This window comes from Massilia putida (assembly GCF_001941825.1).
GTDB lineage: Bacteria > Pseudomonadota > Gammaproteobacteria > Burkholderiales > Burkholderiaceae_D > Telluria > Telluria putida.
This window is the reverse complement of record NZ_CP019038.1, coordinates 3,089,263-3,104,435: the sequence shown is the minus strand read 5'-3', so window position 1 is coordinate 3,104,435 and position 15,173 is coordinate 3,089,263. Positions and strand designations below refer to the sequence as shown.

General features: G+C 62.9%; 14 protein-coding genes. 5 read left to right on the top strand and 9 right to left on the bottom strand.

Annotated elements, in window-relative coordinates:
• Window positions 1-77 precede the first annotated feature (77 nt).
• Entirely contained in the window at window positions 78-1,655 is a 1,578-nt protein-coding gene (gene lnt / locus BVG12_RS15955; RefSeq protein ID WP_229503902.1) for an apolipoprotein N-acyltransferase, read from the bottom strand.
• Window positions 1,656-1,668: 13 nt separating this feature from the next.
• Window positions 1,669-2,547 (bottom strand): CorC family transporter, encoded by an 879-nt coding sequence (locus BVG12_RS15950; protein WP_075796396.1) that lies wholly within the window; start codon window positions 2,545-2,547, stop codon window positions 1,669-1,671.
• Window positions 2,548-2,700: 153 nt separating this feature from the next.
• Here BVG12_RS15950 and BVG12_RS15945 point away from each other — a divergent pair, with 153 nt between their 5' ends.
• Together BVG12_RS15945 and BVG12_RS15940 are read left to right on the top strand one after the other, a co-directional pair.
• Window positions 2,701-3,156, top strand: coding sequence for a (2Fe-2S)-binding protein (locus tag BVG12_RS15945; protein WP_075793260.1), 456 nt, complete (start codon window positions 2,701-2,703; stop codon window positions 3,154-3,156).
• Between the two features lie 14 nt (window positions 3,157-3,170).
• The gene (locus BVG12_RS15940) at window positions 3,171-5,423 is read left to right on the top strand and encodes a xanthine dehydrogenase family protein molybdopterin-binding subunit (RefSeq protein ID WP_229503901.1); all 2,253 of its coding nucleotides are present in this window, start codon (window positions 3,171-3,173) and stop codon (window positions 5,421-5,423) included.
• 114 nt (window positions 5,424-5,537) lie between these two features.
• Here BVG12_RS15940 and ybeY read toward each other — a convergent pair whose 3' ends face one another.
• The 3 genes from ybeY to miaB are packed head-to-tail and all read right to left on the bottom strand — an operon-like array spanning window position 5,538 to window position 8,453.
• Window positions 5,538-6,011: an rRNA maturation RNase YbeY gene (ybeY, locus tag BVG12_RS15935; RefSeq protein ID WP_075793259.1), complete on the bottom strand. Its 474-nt coding sequence runs from the start codon at window positions 6,009-6,011 to the stop codon at window positions 5,538-5,540.
• Window positions 5,992-7,092, bottom strand: coding sequence for a PhoH family protein (locus tag BVG12_RS15930; RefSeq protein ID WP_075793258.1), 1,101 nt, complete (start codon window positions 7,090-7,092; stop codon window positions 5,992-5,994). The genes ybeY and BVG12_RS15930 overlap by 20 nt, the downstream gene beginning before the upstream one ends.
• Window positions 7,089-8,453: a tRNA (N6-isopentenyl adenosine(37)-C2)-methylthiotransferase MiaB gene (gene miaB, locus BVG12_RS15925; RefSeq protein ID WP_075793257.1), complete on the bottom strand. Its 1,365-nt coding sequence runs from the start codon at window positions 8,451-8,453 to the stop codon at window positions 7,089-7,091. The genes BVG12_RS15930 and miaB overlap by 4 nt, the downstream gene beginning before the upstream one ends.
• Before the next feature lie 732 nt (window positions 8,454-9,185).
• On the opposite strand from miaB, the gene BVG12_RS15920 reads away from it, so the two are divergent.
• Entirely contained in the window at window positions 9,186-9,602 is a 417-nt protein-coding gene (locus BVG12_RS15920; protein WP_075793256.1) for a hypothetical protein, read from the top strand.
• Window positions 9,603-9,712: 110 nt separating this feature from the next.
• Here BVG12_RS15920 and BVG12_RS15915 read toward each other — a convergent pair whose 3' ends face one another.
• Both BVG12_RS15915 and BVG12_RS15910 read right to left on the bottom strand, forming a co-directional pair.
• Window positions 9,713-10,555, bottom strand: a complete 843-nt coding sequence (locus BVG12_RS15915; protein WP_075793255.1) for an HDOD domain-containing protein — start codon at window positions 10,553-10,555, stop codon at window positions 9,713-9,715.
• A complete protein-coding gene (locus BVG12_RS15910) occupies window positions 10,552-10,884 on the bottom strand; it encodes a hypothetical protein (RefSeq protein WP_075793254.1) in 333 nt (110 codons plus the stop codon). Before BVG12_RS15910 ends, BVG12_RS15915 begins: the two co-directional genes overlap by 4 nt.
• A 100-nt stretch (window positions 10,885-10,984) precedes the next feature.
• Here BVG12_RS15910 and BVG12_RS15905 point away from each other — a divergent pair, with 100 nt between their 5' ends.
• A complete protein-coding gene (locus tag BVG12_RS15905; protein WP_075793253.1) occupies window positions 10,985-11,536 on the top strand; it encodes a DUF1697 domain-containing protein in 552 nt (183 codons plus the stop codon).
• Window positions 11,537-11,682: 146 nt separating this feature from the next.
• Here BVG12_RS15905 and BVG12_RS15900 read toward each other — a convergent pair whose 3' ends face one another.
• Window positions 11,683-11,955 carry a hypothetical protein gene (locus BVG12_RS15900; protein WP_229503900.1) on the bottom strand — a complete coding sequence of 91 codons (273 nt, stop codon included), beginning with the start codon at window positions 11,953-11,955 and terminating at the stop codon, window positions 11,683-11,685.
• A 518-nt stretch (window positions 11,956-12,473) separates the two neighbouring features.
• Here BVG12_RS15900 and BVG12_RS15895 point away from each other — a divergent pair.
• Complete coding sequence (locus BVG12_RS15895) at window positions 12,474-14,450, top strand: AAA family ATPase (protein ID WP_075793252.1); 1,977 nt, start codon at window positions 12,474-12,476, stop codon at window positions 14,448-14,450.
• Between the two features lie 93 nt (window positions 14,451-14,543).
• Here the strand turns inward: BVG12_RS15895 and BVG12_RS15890 are convergent, their stop codons facing one another.
• On the bottom strand, window positions 14,544-15,173 hold the full coding sequence (locus BVG12_RS15890) for a Vgb family protein (RefSeq protein ID WP_075793251.1): 630 nt from the start codon (window positions 15,171-15,173) through the stop codon (window positions 14,544-14,546).

Genomic DNA, 15,173 nt, shown 5'->3' with positions numbered 1-15,173 from the left:
GGGGCGCGAACACGGTGGGTTTGCTAAAACACCAATTCTAGCGGGTTTTACTGATTGGCTTGAAGTGAATCGCTATTTTATCCGTTCGCCTGCCGCCGCCGCCCGGCGAACCAGGCGCCGCCCAGCAGCAGGGCGCCCAGGGCCAGGAACAGCAGGTTGCCGAAGCGGATGTACGGCGTGGTGCCGGCCATGCCCTGCACCGTCGCCGCCAGCGTGCCTTGGCTGTAGAACGGGAGCAGCGCGGCGACGTTGCCGCGGCCGTCGATGACGGCGGTGGCGCCGTTGTTCGTCGCGCGCAGCATCGGGCGGCCCGTCTCGAGCGTGCGCATGCGCGAGATCTGCAGGTGCTGCGGGATCGCCACCGATTCGCCGTACCACGCCAGGTTCGACACGTTCAACAGCACGGTGGCCGGTTGCGCTTCCGCGCGCAGGTTCTTCGCGATCTCTTCGCCGAACACGTCCTCGTAGCAGACGTTCGGCAGCACCCGCTGGTCCTTCACGGCGAACGGCGCCTGCACGTCCGGGCCGCGCGTGAAATCGCCCAGCGGGATCTGCATCAGGTCCGTGAACCAGCGGAAGCCCGTCGGGATGAATTCGCCGAACGGCACGAGGTGTTGCTTGTCGTAGCGGTAGGACTGCCCTTGCGGGCCGATGCCGGCCACGCTGTTCGCATAGACCGTCATGCTTGTGGCCAGCGGGATGCCGAACATGAACGCGCTGCCGGTGCGCGCCGCATAGTCGCGGAACGTTTGCAGGTAGCCGGGCGGCAGCTGGTTCGGGAACACGGGGATCGCCGTCTCCGGCGCCGCGATCAGGTCGGCCGGCGCGGCCGTCATCATGTCGCGGTAGCGCACGAGGATGTCGCCCAGGTGCTCGGCGCTGAATTTTTCGTCCTGGCGGATGTTCCCCTGCACGAGGCGCACGGTGAGCGGTTTGCCGGCGGGTTCGGTCCACGCGATGTGTTTCAGGCCCCAGCCGGCCAGCAGCAGCGCGGCGAACAGGCCGACGGCCGGCAGCTTGCGGCGCTGGGTCAGCATCACGATGCAGGCCGAGCACACGCCCACCAGCACGCCGATGCCGTACACGCCGAGGATGGGCGCGAAGCCGCTAAGGGGGGCCGTCACGTGCGCATAGCCGGAGGCCGCCCAGGGAAATCCGGTGAACACCCAGCCGCGCATCCATTCCGACACGCCCCAGCAGACGGGGAAGACGAGCAGCAGGAAGGCGGGAACCGGCAGCGACCAGCGCTTGCGCAGCCAGGATGAAACGCCCGAGGCGAGCGCGCCGAACAGGCCCATATAAAGTCCCAGCAGCGCGATGGCGATCGCGGACAGCACGGCCGGCAGGTCGCCGAAGCGGTTCAGCGCAATATAGAGCCAGTGCATGCCGGCGACCGACCAGCCGAAGCCGAACGCCCAGCCAAGCAGCACGGCGCGGCGGGTCGAACTGCCCATGCCGACCTGGTAGAACAAATAGGCGAGGGACAGGAACTGGACGGGCCACCAGCCGAACGGGTCGAACGAGAACAGGGTGGCAAAGCCGACGAGCGCCGCGACGACGAGGCCCATGGCACTCGGCCGCGTGCCGCGCAGCGCGGGATCGGGCGCCACGGCGGGCTTGCGGCGCCGCCGCAGGTTCAGACTGGTTTCCAACACTACGGGTCCCGCGTCAATCGTGATCGTCGTCGTTGGCCGGGAGTTTCTCGACCAGCAGTACGTGGATCTGGCGGGCGTCGGCGCGCAGCACTTCGAAGCGCAGGTTCTCGAGGTCGAAGACTTCGCCCTTGTGCGGCATGCGGCCCAGGTGGCTCGCGACGAGGCCGCCGATGGTGTCGACGTCGTCCTCGGGCAGGTCGACGCCGATTTCTTCGTTGAACTGCTCGATCTCCGTCAGCGCCTTCACGCGCCAGCGCGGGCCGAGCTGGCCCTCCTTGATGGAGAGGATGTTGTCCTCTTCCTCGTCGAAGTCGTACTCGTCCTCGATGTCGCCGACGATCTGTTCCAGCACGTCTTCGATGGTGATCAGGCCGGCCACGCCGCTGTACTCGTCGACGACGATGGCCATGTGGTTGTGGTTCGCGCGGAAGTCGCGCAGCAATACGTTCAGGCGCTTCGATTCCGGGATGAAGATCGCCGGGCGCAGCATGTCGCGCACGTCGAACGATTCTTCCGCGTAGTAGCGCAGCAGGTCCTTGGCGAGCAGGATGCCGACCACCTTGTCGCGCTCGCCCTCGATGGCGGGGAAGCGCGAGTGAGCCGTCTCCAGCACGATCGGCAGCCATTCCTCGATGGGCTTCGTGATGTCGATCACGTCCATCTGGGAGCGCGGGACCATGATGTCGCGCACCGACAGGTCGGAGACCTGGAACACGCCCTCGATCATGGAAAGGGCGTCGGCGTCGATGAGGTTGCGTTCGTGGGCGTCGTGCAGCACTTCGAGCAGCTCGGCGCGGTTTTCGGGCTCGGGGGAAATCAGTGCGGTCAACCGTTCGAACAGCGACCGGTGGGTTTTAACGTCCGAACGGACGTCAGCAGGGTGCTCAGGCATAGTTGGCGTGAAGCCGTTGTTGCGATGGGCCATAGGATACACCAAAAGCCCGAATGCCTGATTTTTATGCAGACATCCAGGCTCAAGCAGGCGTGCGCCGTTGCTGCCAGTCTTCATCCTATAGTTGATCATTCGCTAAGGAAAGGAACCCCCATGCCCGCCTTGAACGTCAACGGCACCGCCACCAACCTCGATATCCCCGACGACATGCCCTTGCTGTGGGCCATCCGCGACGTGCTCGGCCTGACCGGCACCAAGTTCGGCTGCGGTGCCGCCCTGTGCGGCGCGTGCACCGTGCACCTGGACGGCCAGGCCATCCGCTCCTGCGTGACGCCCGTGTCGGCGGCGGCCGGCAAGAAGATCACGACCATCGAGGCGATCGGCAACGACCCGGTCGGGGCCAAGGTGCAGGAGGCGTGGCGCAAGATCGACGTCGTCCAGTGCGGTTACTGCCAGTCCGGCCAGATCATGTCCGCCACCGCGCTGCTGCACGCGACCCCGAAACCGGGCGACGCCGACATCGACAACGCCATGGCCGGCAATATCTGCCGCTGTGGGACGTACAACCGCATCCGCAAGGCGATCAAGATCGCGTCTGGCCAGGCGTGAAAGGGGACGACCACATGGACCAGATGACCAAGGAACCCGTTTCGAATAAACGCCGCCAGTTGCTGAAAGCCGGTGCGGCCGGCGGCGGCAGCCTGCTGTTCGGTTTCTCGCTGTTCGGCTGCCAAAAGCCGCGGCAGGGCGAGGCGCCGTCCGGCGACCGCAAGGAGCCGCCCTCCGAAAAGGCCGTCGGCCAGGCCTCGACCGCCATGACCAACGAGGCGCCGGGCCTCGCGCACGACGCCTTCATCCGCATCGACCGCGACGGCATCGTCACCCTCATCATCCACAAGGTCGAGATGGGGCAGGGCACGTTCACGTCGCTGCCGATGCTGCTGGCCGAGGAACTGGGCGCCGATCTCTCGAAGGTGAAGCTGGAGCAGGCGCCCGCCAACAATTCGCTGTACGCCGACGCGCTGCTGGGCGGCCAGGTGACGGGCGGCTCGACGTCGATCCGCGCCACCTATAAACCGCTGCGCGAGGCCGGGGCGAAGGTCCGCACGGTGCTCGTGCAGGCGGCGGCCAAGACTTGGAACGTCGAACCGGGCGATGTCAAGGTCGTGGCCGGAACGATCCGCCACGAGGCGTCGAACCGTGCCGTGCACTTCGGCGAAGTCGTGGACGCGGCGTCGCAGCTGAAGTTTCCGGCCGAGGTCAAGCTCAAGGACCCGTCCCAGTTCGCCTTGGTCGGCAAGGCGGTCAAGCGGCTGGATTCGCCGGCGAAGGTCAACGGGTCCGCGCAATTCGGCATCGATGCTCGCCTGCCCAACATGGGGATCGCTGCCGTGGCGGCATCCCCTGTCCTGGGGGGGAAGGTCGCGGCCGTCGACGAGCAGAAGGCGATGGCCGTGAAAGGCGTGCGCCAGGTGCTGCGCATCGAAGGCGCCGTGGCCGTCGTGGCCGAACATTTCTGGGCCGCGAAACAGGGCCTGGCGGCGGCCGCGCCGCGCTTCGACGACGGTACCAACGCCAACGTCAGCCTGGCCGGCATCGTCGCGGACATGATGAAGGTGTCGCAGAACACGGGCGCCGTCGCCACGGACAAGGGCGACGCGCTCAAGGCGCTGGATGCCGGCCCGGGCCGCCGCATCGACGTCATCTACGAAGTCCCGTTCCTCGCGCACGCGACGATGGAGCCGATGAACTGCACGGTCGACCTGAAGCCGGACGGCTGCGACATCTGGGTCGGCACGCAGGTGCCGGCGCTGGCGCAGGGCGCGGCCGCCAAGATCACCGGGCTGCCGCTGGAGAAGGTCCGCGTGCACAACCATTATATCGGCGGCGGCTTCGGGCGCCGGCTCGAGGTCGACAACGTGATCCAGGCGGTGGAATTCGCCAAGCTGGCCAAGGGACCGATCAAGATCATCTGGACCCGCGAGGAAGACATCCAGCACGATATGTACCGCCCGTACTACGTCGACCGCATGTCGGCGCGCATCGACGACAAGGGCATGCCCGTGGCCTGGTTCCACCGGGTGACGGGATCGTCGATCATGTCGCGCTTCGCGCCGCCGATGGTCAAGAACGGCGTCGATCCGGACGCGGTGGAAGTGGCGGCCGACCTGCAGTATGCGATTCCCGCCATCCGCGTCGAATACATGCGCCACGAGCCGCCCGGCCTGCCGACGGCGTTCTGGCGCGGCGTCGGGCCCACGCACAACGTCTTCGTCGTCGAGAGCTTCATCGACGAGCTGGCGTATGCGAGCAAGACCGACCCCGTCGCGTTCCGCCGCTCGCTGCTGCAGAAATCCCCGCGCACCTTGGCGGTACTGAACCTGGCGGCCGAGAAGGCCGGATGGGGCAAGCCGCTGAAACCGATCGCGGGGCGCAAGCTGGGACGCGGTGTCTCCACGCAGTTTGCCTTCGGCACTTATATGGCGCAGGTGGCGGAAGTGTCGGTGGGGCCGGATGGCGACGTGCGCGTGCACCGCGTCGTGTGCGCCCTGGATTGCGGCCAGAACGTCAATCCGGACACCATCGTCGCGCAGATGGAAGGCGGCATCGTGTTCGGCGCCAGCGCGGCGCTGTGGGACGAGGTGACGGTCGAGAAGGGGCGGGTGCAGCAGACGAACTTCTCCGACTACCGCGTGATGCGCATGCCGGAGGCGCCGGCCGTGGAGGTCTATATCGTGAACAGCCACGACGATCCGGGCGGGATCGGCGAGCCGGGGACGGCGGGCATCGCGCCGGCGTTGGCGAATGCGGTGTTCGCGGCTACGGGCAAGCGGGTGCGCAAGTTGCCGATCGGGGAGCAGCTCAAGAAAGCGTGAGGCCCGTCGTTCCCGCGCAAGCGGGAACCCATACGTCGCGTCCACATTGGCTCAGCATGGGTTCCCGCTTCCGCGAGAAGTCGTTTCCGGCAATGCCGGGAACGACGGAAATTTTTATTCGTTCTCCGCGTACGGATCCGGGTACCCGAGCACTTCCATGATGTCGCGCTCGAGCTGTTCCATCTCTTCCGCTTCCTCGTCCGTCTCGTGGTCGAAGCCCTGGGCGTGCAGCACGCCGTGCACGACGAGGTGTGCCGCGTGTTCTTCGACCGTCTTCTTCTGCTCATCCGCTTCGCGCTGCAGGACGTCCGTGCACAGGACGATGTCGGCCTGCGTCGGTTCGTCGTCGTCGATTTCCGCGCCCTCGTTGTAGGCGAAGGTCAGCACATTGGTGGCGTAGTCCTTGCCGCGGTATTCGCGGTTCAGGGTCCGGCCTTCCTCCGCGTCGACGAAACGGATCGCCAGCTCGGCCGGGCCGAGGAGCGAGGCCTGTACCCAGCGCTCGACCATCTCGGGCGTGAGGGAGGCTTCCAGGCGGGTGTCGGGGTACTGGACGTCCAGTTCGAGGTTATGCTTTTTTACGGACATGGCGGGTCGCTGGTTTGTTCAAAGTGCCGGGGAGCGCGCCGAGTTCCTGCATCGACGCGGCCTTCTCGTAGGCGTCGACGATGCGGGCCACCATCGGATGGCGCACGACGTCGGCGCTGGAGAACTGGGTGAAGGCGATGCCGCGCACGTCCTTCAGCACGTGCATGGCGTCGACGAGGCCGCTCCGCTGCGTCTTGTGCAGGTCGACCTGGGTGACGTCGCCCGTGACGACGGCCTTGCTGCCGAAGCCGATCCGGGTCAGGAACATCTTCATCTGTTCGGCCGTCGTGTTCTGGGCCTCGTCCAGGATCACGAACGCGTGGTTCAGCGTGCGGCCGCGCATGAACGCGAGCGGGGCGATCTCGATCACCTGCTTCTCGAACAGCTTTTGCGTGCGGTCGAAGCCGAGCAGGTCGTACAGCGCGTCGTACAGCGGTCGCAGGTACGGGTCGACCTTCTGCGCGAAGTCGCCCGGGAGGAAGCCCAGGCGCTCGCCCGCTTCCACGGCGGGGCGCGTGAGGATGATGCGCTTGACGGCGTCGCGCTCGAGGGCGTCGACGGCGCAGGCGACGGCGAGATAGGTCTTGCCGGTGCCGGCCGGGCCGATGCCGAAGCTGATGTCGTGTTCGAGCACGGCCTTCAGGTACTGGATCTGGTGCGGCGTGCGGCCGCGCAGGTCGTGGCGGCGCGTCTTGAGCATCGGGCTGACGAGTTCCTCGTCGTCGGCTTCTCCATCGATCTTGTCGACTTCCTCGGTGACCGCGGCGCCCGGCTCCTTGGGCGATGCCTCGGCGTCGGCCGTCTTGGGTTTCAGGCCGGCGCGCTGTTCGACGAGCGCCAGCTGCACTTCCTCGATCGGCACGACCTTGTCGGCCACGGCATAGAAGCGTTCGAGCAGTTCGACGGCGCGCTGGGCGTTCGTCCCGCTGACGATGAATTTCTCTCCGCGCCGGAAGATGGTCACGTCGAGCGCGGCCGAAATCTGGCGCAGGTTCTCGTCGAGCGGTCCGCAGAGGTGGGCGAGCCGCGTGTTATCGAGCGGCTCGGGAATGAAGTACGAAGGCTGGGTGGGCGTTTTCAACTGGCTTTGGCAATCGTATCAATGCTGGCGACCAGGTCGCCGCGCAGGGTGTAATCCAGGCTCTCGGTGATGCGCACGTCGACCAGCTGGCCGACGAGCGTGTCGCTACTTGCGGCGCCCGGGAAAAAGTTGACGACGCGGTTGTTCTCGGTACGCCCCTGGAGTTCGCCGCCGCCTTTTTTGGAGGGGCCTTCCACCAGGATGCGCTGCACGGTGCCGACCATGCCTGCACTGGTCTTGCGGGTGTTGGCATCGATTTGCGCCTGCAGGCGCTGCAGGCGCGCGAGCTTGACCTCGTGCGGGGTATCGTCTTCCAGGTTGGCGGCCGGCGTGCCCGGGCGCTTGCTGAAGATGAAGGAAAAGCTGTTGTCGAAGCCGACATCGTCCACGAGTTTCATCATCGCTTCGAAATCGGCGTCCGTCTCGCCCGGGAAGCCGACGATGAAGTCGGACGAGATCGAGATGTCCGGGCGCACGGCCTTGATGCGGCGGATGATCGATTTGTATTCCAGGCCCGTGTAGCCGCGCTTCATCGCCTGCAGGATGCGGTCGGAGCCGTGCTGCACCGGCAGGTACAGGTGGTTGACCAGCTGCGGGATCTTCGCGTACGCGTCGATCAGGCGCTGGGTGAATTCTTTCGGGTGGCTCGTGACGAAGCGCAGGCGTTCGATGCCGGGAATCTCGGCCACGTATTCCAGCAGCAGGGCGAAGTCCGCAATTTCACCGGACTCCATGGCGCCGCGATAGGCGTTCACGTTCTGCCCCAGCAGCATGATTTCCTTGACGCCCTGCGCGGCCAGGCCGGCGACTTCCGTCAGCACGTCCTCGAAGCGGCGCGAGACTTCCTCGCCGCGGGTATAGGGCACGACGCAGTAGCTGCAATATTTACTGCAGCCCTCCATGATCGACACGTAGGCGACCGGACCCTCGACCTTGGCCGGGGGCAGGTGGTCGAACTTTTCGATTTCCGGAAAGCTGATGTCCACCTGGGCGGCGCCCGTGTGACGGCGCAGCTGGATCATCTGCGGCAGCCGGTGCAGCGTCTGCGGGCCGAACACCATGTCCACGTGCGGCGCGCGCTTGACGATCGCCTCACCTTCCTGCGACGCGACGCAGCCGCCCACGCCAATGATCAGGTCGGGCTTGGCGCGCTTGAGTTCCTTGAGGCGTCCCAGATCGGAAAACACTTTTTCCTGCGCCTTTTCGCGCACGGAACAGGTGTTGAACAGGATCACGTCGGCGTCGTCCGGCGTGTCGGTGCGTACGAGCCCGTCGGACGCGCCCAGCACGTCCGCCATCTTGTCCGAGTCGTACTCGTTCATTTGGCAACCGAAGGTCTTGATGAATACTTTTTTCTGCATGGAATGCTTCTGAGTGCTGATGGGGACCTCGAAAAACCGTCGTCGGTTTTACGACGTTCCCTGATGCTTGACAAGTGGACGTCCAGTTTACCGTAAATCGCAATACGGGCCGGAAAAGCGGGTGCGTGCGGTCGTGCGCGCCGGTATTCCATGCTACGCGGAATTGGAACTTTCCCAACATTAAATTCTGTACAGTCGGTTACATTGTTAAATCTTGAATTTTCCTTGCCAGCTGTTATCTTTAAAGTTGCCGGGCCGACTCGAATGTATTTCTCTTTGTGAATCAACCAGTTCGTGTAGCTCGGCAATTGCAAAATTAGTCCAAAAAAACACTTGCGTGCGCCACAATTTGTCACCATGTGCTGAAATGACTATGTGACAAGCTTTCCACCGGTTAGCTTGATTTCGGCCAATGAATTTCGTGCTCAGGTCGAGTGTGAACTCGGCATATGAGTTTGATAATTTGTCCGAAAAACAAGTGCATGTGGGAAGCGGGGAGTGCAAAAACCGCAGCGGCGACCGCAGTCCGGTCGCGGCGCCCGGAAGGGTTCCGACGCTGCATGGGTTTTTCGCGCTTCCCGCCAAGGGAGCGCACGCAGTCCGGTAACGTCGCCGGCATGTCAGGTGGATGCCTGGTCAGTCGGAAACGCGATCCGGGAACTTATGTTGATGAAATTCAGTCATTAAACGCAGTTCGTAAAAAGAACTATTTTAACCATTCACGAGGTCATCATGGCACATCACGCTTTGTCATCACAGGAAAGCTACAACCCGAACCACTTGCTGGATATTCTGCTCGGCAAGATGCAGTTGAAGAACGATGCTGCGCTGTCGCGCATGCTGGAGGTCGCACCGCCGGTGATCAGCAAGATCCGTCACCATCGCCTGCCGGTCGGCGCCTCGCTGCTGATTCGCATGCATGAAGTGACCGGCATGAGCATCCGCGACTTGCGTGACCTGATGGGCGACCGCCGCACCAAATATCGTCTGTCCGATGCCCAAGGCCGCCCGAAGCCTGAGGAAAAAGCTGCACAGCAAGCCGCTCAGCAGGCTGCGCAACAGCAACAAGGTCAGCCGCAAGCACAATCGGCTCAACAACCGCAATCGAACGAACCCTCGTCCAAGCCGTCGGGCAACTATGCGCACTGATGCCGTGGGCATGACAGTCGGTCCTGTCATGCCTACGGTGCGACCCGGCAGCGAAGCAGGCTTTCGCTGCCGTCATTATCGCCGGCCGTCCTGGGCTTGAACGGCCTCTTTCAAGCCATCAGGATGGTCGACATCTCGCCGAACTGCAATTCCGTCTCACGGAACAGATGCAAATAGGCTTCTTCATTCAATCCCATCGCATCCCAGGCCACGCTGGATACGCGCGGCACCAGTTCATCGTCTTCACCGGCGAGATCGAGCGCGTGGACAATGGCATTAGCCACGTGCACGATCGCAGCCAGGAATCCCGCGCCTTGCGTGTCGGGCGCATGGTGGTAGGCGATCGCATGACGCATGGTGTCCGAGAAATTCCAGTGCTCGGCCAGCGCGACCCCGGCGTCGACGTGGTCGATGCCCAGCACGGCCCGTTCGGCCTCCTGCCAGTCGCCGCCGTGTTGCCCGTGCCAGGCCACGACCTGGTCATAGGCGTCCGGATGGCCCGTCACCAGCACGAGCCGGCCGATGTCGTGCAGCAAGCCAGCCGTGAAGGCGATGTCTTGATTGAAGCGCATCCGGCGCGCCAGCGCGCGTGCGCACGCCGCCGTCGCGATCGAATGGCGCCAGAACGACTTGTCATGAAATCCGGCGCAACGTCCGCTCGGAAAGCAACCGGTGATGGCGGCCGCCGTGATCAGGTTGCGCGTCGTCTGGAAGCCAAGAAACGTAATGGCTTGCTGGATCGTCGTGACTTTGACTTGCAGACCGTACGACGACGAATTCGCCAGGCGCAGGGTTTTTGCCGTCAGGGCTTGGTCGTACGACACTTTTTTCGCCAGCACGGAGATGTCGATGTCTTCCTGCTCTATGCTGCTGAGCAATTCCATGACGACGGCGGGCAGCGAGGGCAGGTCTTGCACGCCGGCCGCGAGCTGTTCGGGTGTCAGGCGGTTCATGGGGTCACCTCGCGCTGCAGGCGGTAGTCTTCCACGAAGCGGCGCAGGATGCCGGTGGCCCAGTCGCCGAGATCGTCGCGGTCGTGCTTGCGGAACACGTGGTCGAGCCGCGCCTGGATCGCTTCCGGATCGATAGGCGGCGGTGCCGCGACAGCCTGGAGGATGGGCAGCATGTCGATGCCATGCCGGCCCAGCGAGGCGAGCATGGATTCCGTCAGGACGACACCCTGCGCCAGCAACACGTTCCCCTTGCCGTCGCGTACGACGTCGGACAACACCATCCCCGGACGGGTCTCGGCCAGCAGCGTCAGCTGGAAAGGACCGCTCATGCTTCCCTCTTTGTGTTTTGTAATGTAATTATATTACCATCGGGTAAGGCGGGCGTGCCGCCTTAATGCTTTCTTAATCCGGACAAGTTAGCATCCCCGGATGACCAGAAAACGCTATATTGCACTATTGAGAGGCGTAAATGTCGGACGGGCGAAACGCATCGCCATGGCCGACCTGCGCAAACTGATCGGGGATCTCGGCTACGACGATGTGCGCAGCCTGCTGAACAGCGGAAACGTCGTGTTCACCGGTCCGGCCAAGGCGCATGACGCGGTGGCGGCCGAGATCGAGGAGGCGCTCGTGCTCAAGCTGGGCGTCGCCTCTCGCACCCTCGTGCTCGGGTGCACCGAGCTGGACGAGATCATATCTTCCAATCCCTTGCTGGAACTGGCGACCGACCATAGCCGCCTGCTGACCTTCATCCTCGCCGGCACCCATCCGCCCGATGCTATCGAAGCCTTGTGCGGCCAGGACTGGCACCCCGGGGCGGTGGCATTGGGCGGTCGGGCCGTCTATGTGTGGTGCCCCGGCGGTATCCTCGACAGCACGGCCGCCGCGGCGCTGGGCAAGCAGTTAGGGGATGCGACGACGGCGCGCAATTGGGCGACCTTGAGTAAATTGCACGCACTGTGCCAGGAATTGCCGGCTTAATTGCCCTTGAAATCGGCTATTTCGTTCCCATATAATTTTCTTGATGCCGAGGCATCCGGCCTTTCTCAAAGGCATACAACAAAAGAAAACGGCGCCTTGCGGCGCCGCACTTTCCGCGTCTTGCGGAACAGTTCAGGATTCGATCCTTATTTAAATTTCTCGCTGCTGTCGCGGCTGGCCCGATAACCGATCAGGATCAGGCCGACCAGCATCATGGCAAACACTTCCGGTTCCGGAAGTTCGGACATCGAAGGGGATGGCGGTGCCACCACTTCGTTGTGATTTACCGTCGACAGATCGGCCGCGCCGCGCATGCGAAGCACGGTGTGGCCGTTGTCGAGGTCAATGGCGGCAGCCTGGACGGCGCCGCTCAGCAGGAGACTGAGCGTTGCGACAAGTGCGTATCGTTTCACGGTCATTCCTTATCAATGCTTACCAACGTCTGACGGTGGTTCACGTCATCCGCGCCGGGAACCGATAGCGGTGCCATGCGGATGTATCCCAGCATAGCAAAAATGCGCTGTGCATTGCGTCCGTTACGTGCAGTTAAAGCATGATAAACAGATGGCAAAGTTAATCATTTTTTAAATAAAACAAATGCAATAAATTAATCGATTGGCTATTGATAAAAAGCTAAATGCAAGTGCGTTTATTGCGGTTCATGTAATGGATGTGTGAGGTGGACAATGAAAACTGATGTCATTTTGATCAGCCCTGTTGCGATTCCAAATTTTTTCCACGTACGGTATACACGTCGCTTTTCTTTGCGAGTATAGTCTCCATATCCCCATTGCCTTCGGGCATCAAAACAATATCAAACGCACACGTTTGAAGACCCCGCGGTCCCCGCACCGCCGCCTTTCGCGTCCACTCGGCACTTCGAAAGGCACGCAATATCCGCAGTGTCACGCACCTTCGACTTTGTAAGAGTACCGATATGCCCAATTTTGCCCGACTTCAAATTGCCTTTAAGAATGTTTATGTCCGGATTCTGACCGCCGTGATGCTTGGCGTGCTGACGGGCTGGGCAATCTACAAGGCCGATATCCCGCAGGATCCGTCGCCGGTCGTCTACTCGCAAAATATTTCCGAAATCACCCAGCTGGCCGCCGAGAAGGATCGCCTCGACTATTTGATCGTCGCAAAGCCGCTGTCCGATTCACCGCGCTATATCTATAAGTTCAAGGACGCGCCGCAATTGCACGTGGTGAAGGTGCCCAGCACGTCGCACTTGTCGCTGGAGCGTGAAGTGCTGCTCAAGAACGCGATCCCGTATTCCATCGCCAAGGACGAATACCTGGCGTCGCACAAGGCCGTCATGCAGGACGAGGGCGAAGGCTTCGGCGCCGACACCGTCGATTTCCTGAAGCGCCACGCGCTCGACCTGACCGTGCTGCTGGTGATCCTGTACGCCATGAAATTCGGCATCCCGGGCATGGGCATGAGCAGCCAGCTGATCACGCCCGACAAGCTCAAGGGCAGCCTGGACGACCTGATCGGCATGGAAGACATCAAGCAGGAAGTGCTGCACCTGGAAGACATGATCCGCAACCGCGAGTTGTATAAAGAGCACAACATCGACAAGCCGTTCAACGTCATGCTGACGGGCCCGGCCGGTACGGGCAAGACGAAGCTGGTGGGTTACCTGGCCAAGCGCCTCGACATCCCGCTGATCCAGGCGTCCGGTTCGGCGCTGGAATCGGGTTATGTCGGCGGCGGTTCGAAGGCGCTGAACGCCCTGTACCGCAAGGCGTCGGGCAAGGGCCGCTGCATCATCTTCCTGGATGAAGCGCAAAGCCTGTTCATGCCGCGCGGCCGCAGCGAAAAGAAATGGGAAGACGACACGGCCAACACCCTGCTGGGTCTGCTGGACGGCGTCAAGAGCGACAAGGGCCAGGGCGTGATCTGGGTCGTCGCCTCGAACTTCGACGATGCGTCGACGGAAATGGACGAAGCGATGCTGCGCCGTTTCTCCGTGAAGATCAATTTCCGCCTGCCGAACAAGGCCGAGCGCAAGGAACTCCTGCGCAGCTTCCTGTCGCGCAAGAAAGAGGGGCTCGTGGATTGGAACGACCTCGACTTGGACCAGGTCGCGGAAATCACCCAGAACCTGAGCCCGGCCCTGCTGGAAACCGTGGTCGAGCGCGCATCGATGATCTCGATCCAGGAAAAAACGATCATCAATACCGACCTGCTGTTCCGCGCCTACGAGCGCGCCACGATCGGCCTGACGGACCGCGCCACGACGGCCGAGAAGCTCAAGCAGCGCGAGCGCATCGCCGTGCACGAGCTGGGTCACTTCTTCATGCAGATCGACCCGTTCCTGCGCGCCGGCATGAGTTTGGCGGAGGTCAAGGAAAAGTCGCATCTGCTGAAGATCAGCACGGAAGCGGTGTCCAAGATCGGTGCGCTGGGTTATGTGCTGCAGTCCGGTGAAGACATGTCGCTGCGCACGCTGGAAGAGCTCGAGCGCGACGTGATCGGCCTGTACGGCGGCGTCGCGGCGGAAGAATTGTTCTATGGCGCACGCGGCATCTCGGTGGGCAGCCAGAACGACATCGAAAAGATCACGAAGATGCTGAACCTGATGGTCGGCCGCCTCTCCATGTATTCGCGCGCCAAGATCGACTACAGCCAGTTGCAGAACGACGCGTCCGGCGAGCACACGCTGCGCCAGGTCGAGGAGAAATCGGACGAGCTGTACAACTACACGCTGAATGCGATCCGCGACTACGAAGAGGTGATCGTCTCGATCAAGGACACGCTGCTCGACCAGTACGTGCTGTCGAAAGACGCCGTGTTCGACCTGCTGGAACAGCACAAGGACGCCCTGATGGCCGGCCTGAGTGCGGCAAATTCGGCACCGCGCCACGCCAACCTGAAGCTGTGTGCCGAAGAGGCGGCGGTGGCCTGAGATAAAGTTTGGTGGTTGTTTGATGGTCTTGAGGTAGCACTCAAGTTAATGCGGCGGACAGCGATGTCCGCCGTTTTTTTTCGCCTTTTACTTTTATTCCGGGCGCCGCACGACGCGGATCTTGCCGCTGCCGCCACCGCCGCAGAAGAAGCGGTCCGCGCCGTCGGATTCGAGACCGGATACCAGCACGCCGGGCGGCATCTCGACGCTTTGCAGCACGTCGCCGGTGCGCGGATCGACCTGGCGCAAATCGCTCTGTTCGTTTTCCCAGGTGGCGTGCCACAGCTCGCCGTTCAACCACGTCACGCCGGTGACGAAGCGCTTCGATTCGATCGTATTCAGGATCGCCCCGGTCTCCGGGTCGAGACGGTGGATCTTGCGGGCGCGGTGCTGGCCGATCCACAGCGAGCCTTCGGCCCACGTCAGGCCGGCACCGCCGCCTTCCGGTGTCGGGATGCTCGACAGGACCGCGCCCGTGTCCGGGTCGATCTTCTGGATGCGGCTGTCCGCGATCTGGTACAGGTAACGGCCGTCGAAGGCCGTCCCCGCATGGGCCTGGACGGCGAGGGAGCGGCGCAGCCGGCCGCTGTCGGGATCGACCGCATTCACGTGGTCGCCGGATGCGAACCAGAGCTGCTTGCCGTCGAAGGAGACGCCATGCACGCCGGGCTTGTCGTCGAAGGGTCCGTATTCGCGGACGATGTGGGCAGGTGTCGTTTTCAT

Excerpts from the sequence above, each read along its gene's own strand:
- BVG12_RS15950 (WP_075796396.1), bottom strand. The coding sequence starts at position 2,547 with ATGCCTGAGCACCCTGCTGACGTCCGTTCGGACGTTAAAACCCACCGG.
- BVG12_RS15945 (WP_075793260.1), top strand. The coding sequence starts at position 2,701 with ATGCCCGCCTTGAACGTCAACGGCACCGCCACCAACCTCGATATCCCC.
- BVG12_RS15940 (WP_229503901.1), top strand. The coding sequence starts at position 3,171 with ATGGACCAGATGACCAAGGAACCCGTTTCGAATAAACGCCGCCAGTTG.
- ybeY (WP_075793259.1), bottom strand. The coding sequence starts at position 6,011 with ATGTCCGTAAAAAAGCATAACCTCGAACTGGACGTCCAGTACCCCGAC.
- miaB (WP_075793257.1), bottom strand. The coding sequence starts at position 8,453 with ATGCAGAAAAAAGTATTCATCAAGACCTTCGGTTGCCAAATGAACGAG.
- BVG12_RS15920 (WP_075793256.1), top strand. The coding sequence starts at position 9,186 with ATGGCACATCACGCTTTGTCATCACAGGAAAGCTACAACCCGAACCAC.
- BVG12_RS15915 (WP_075793255.1), bottom strand. The coding sequence starts at position 10,555 with ATGAACCGCCTGACACCCGAACAGCTCGCGGCCGGCGTGCAAGACCTG.
- BVG12_RS15910 (WP_075793254.1), bottom strand. The coding sequence starts at position 10,884 with ATGAGCGGTCCTTTCCAGCTGACGCTGCTGGCCGAGACCCGTCCGGGG.
- BVG12_RS15905 (WP_075793253.1), top strand. The coding sequence starts at position 10,985 with ATGACCAGAAAACGCTATATTGCACTATTGAGAGGCGTAAATGTCGGA.
- BVG12_RS15900 (WP_229503900.1), bottom strand. The coding sequence starts at position 11,955 with ATGACCGTGAAACGATACGCACTTGTCGCAACGCTCAGTCTCCTGCTG.
- BVG12_RS15895 (WP_075793252.1), top strand. The coding sequence starts at position 12,474 with ATGCCCAATTTTGCCCGACTTCAAATTGCCTTTAAGAATGTTTATGTC.
- BVG12_RS15890 (WP_075793251.1), bottom strand. The coding sequence starts at position 15,173 with ATGAAAACGACACCTGCCCACATCGTCCGCGAATACGGACCCTTCGAC.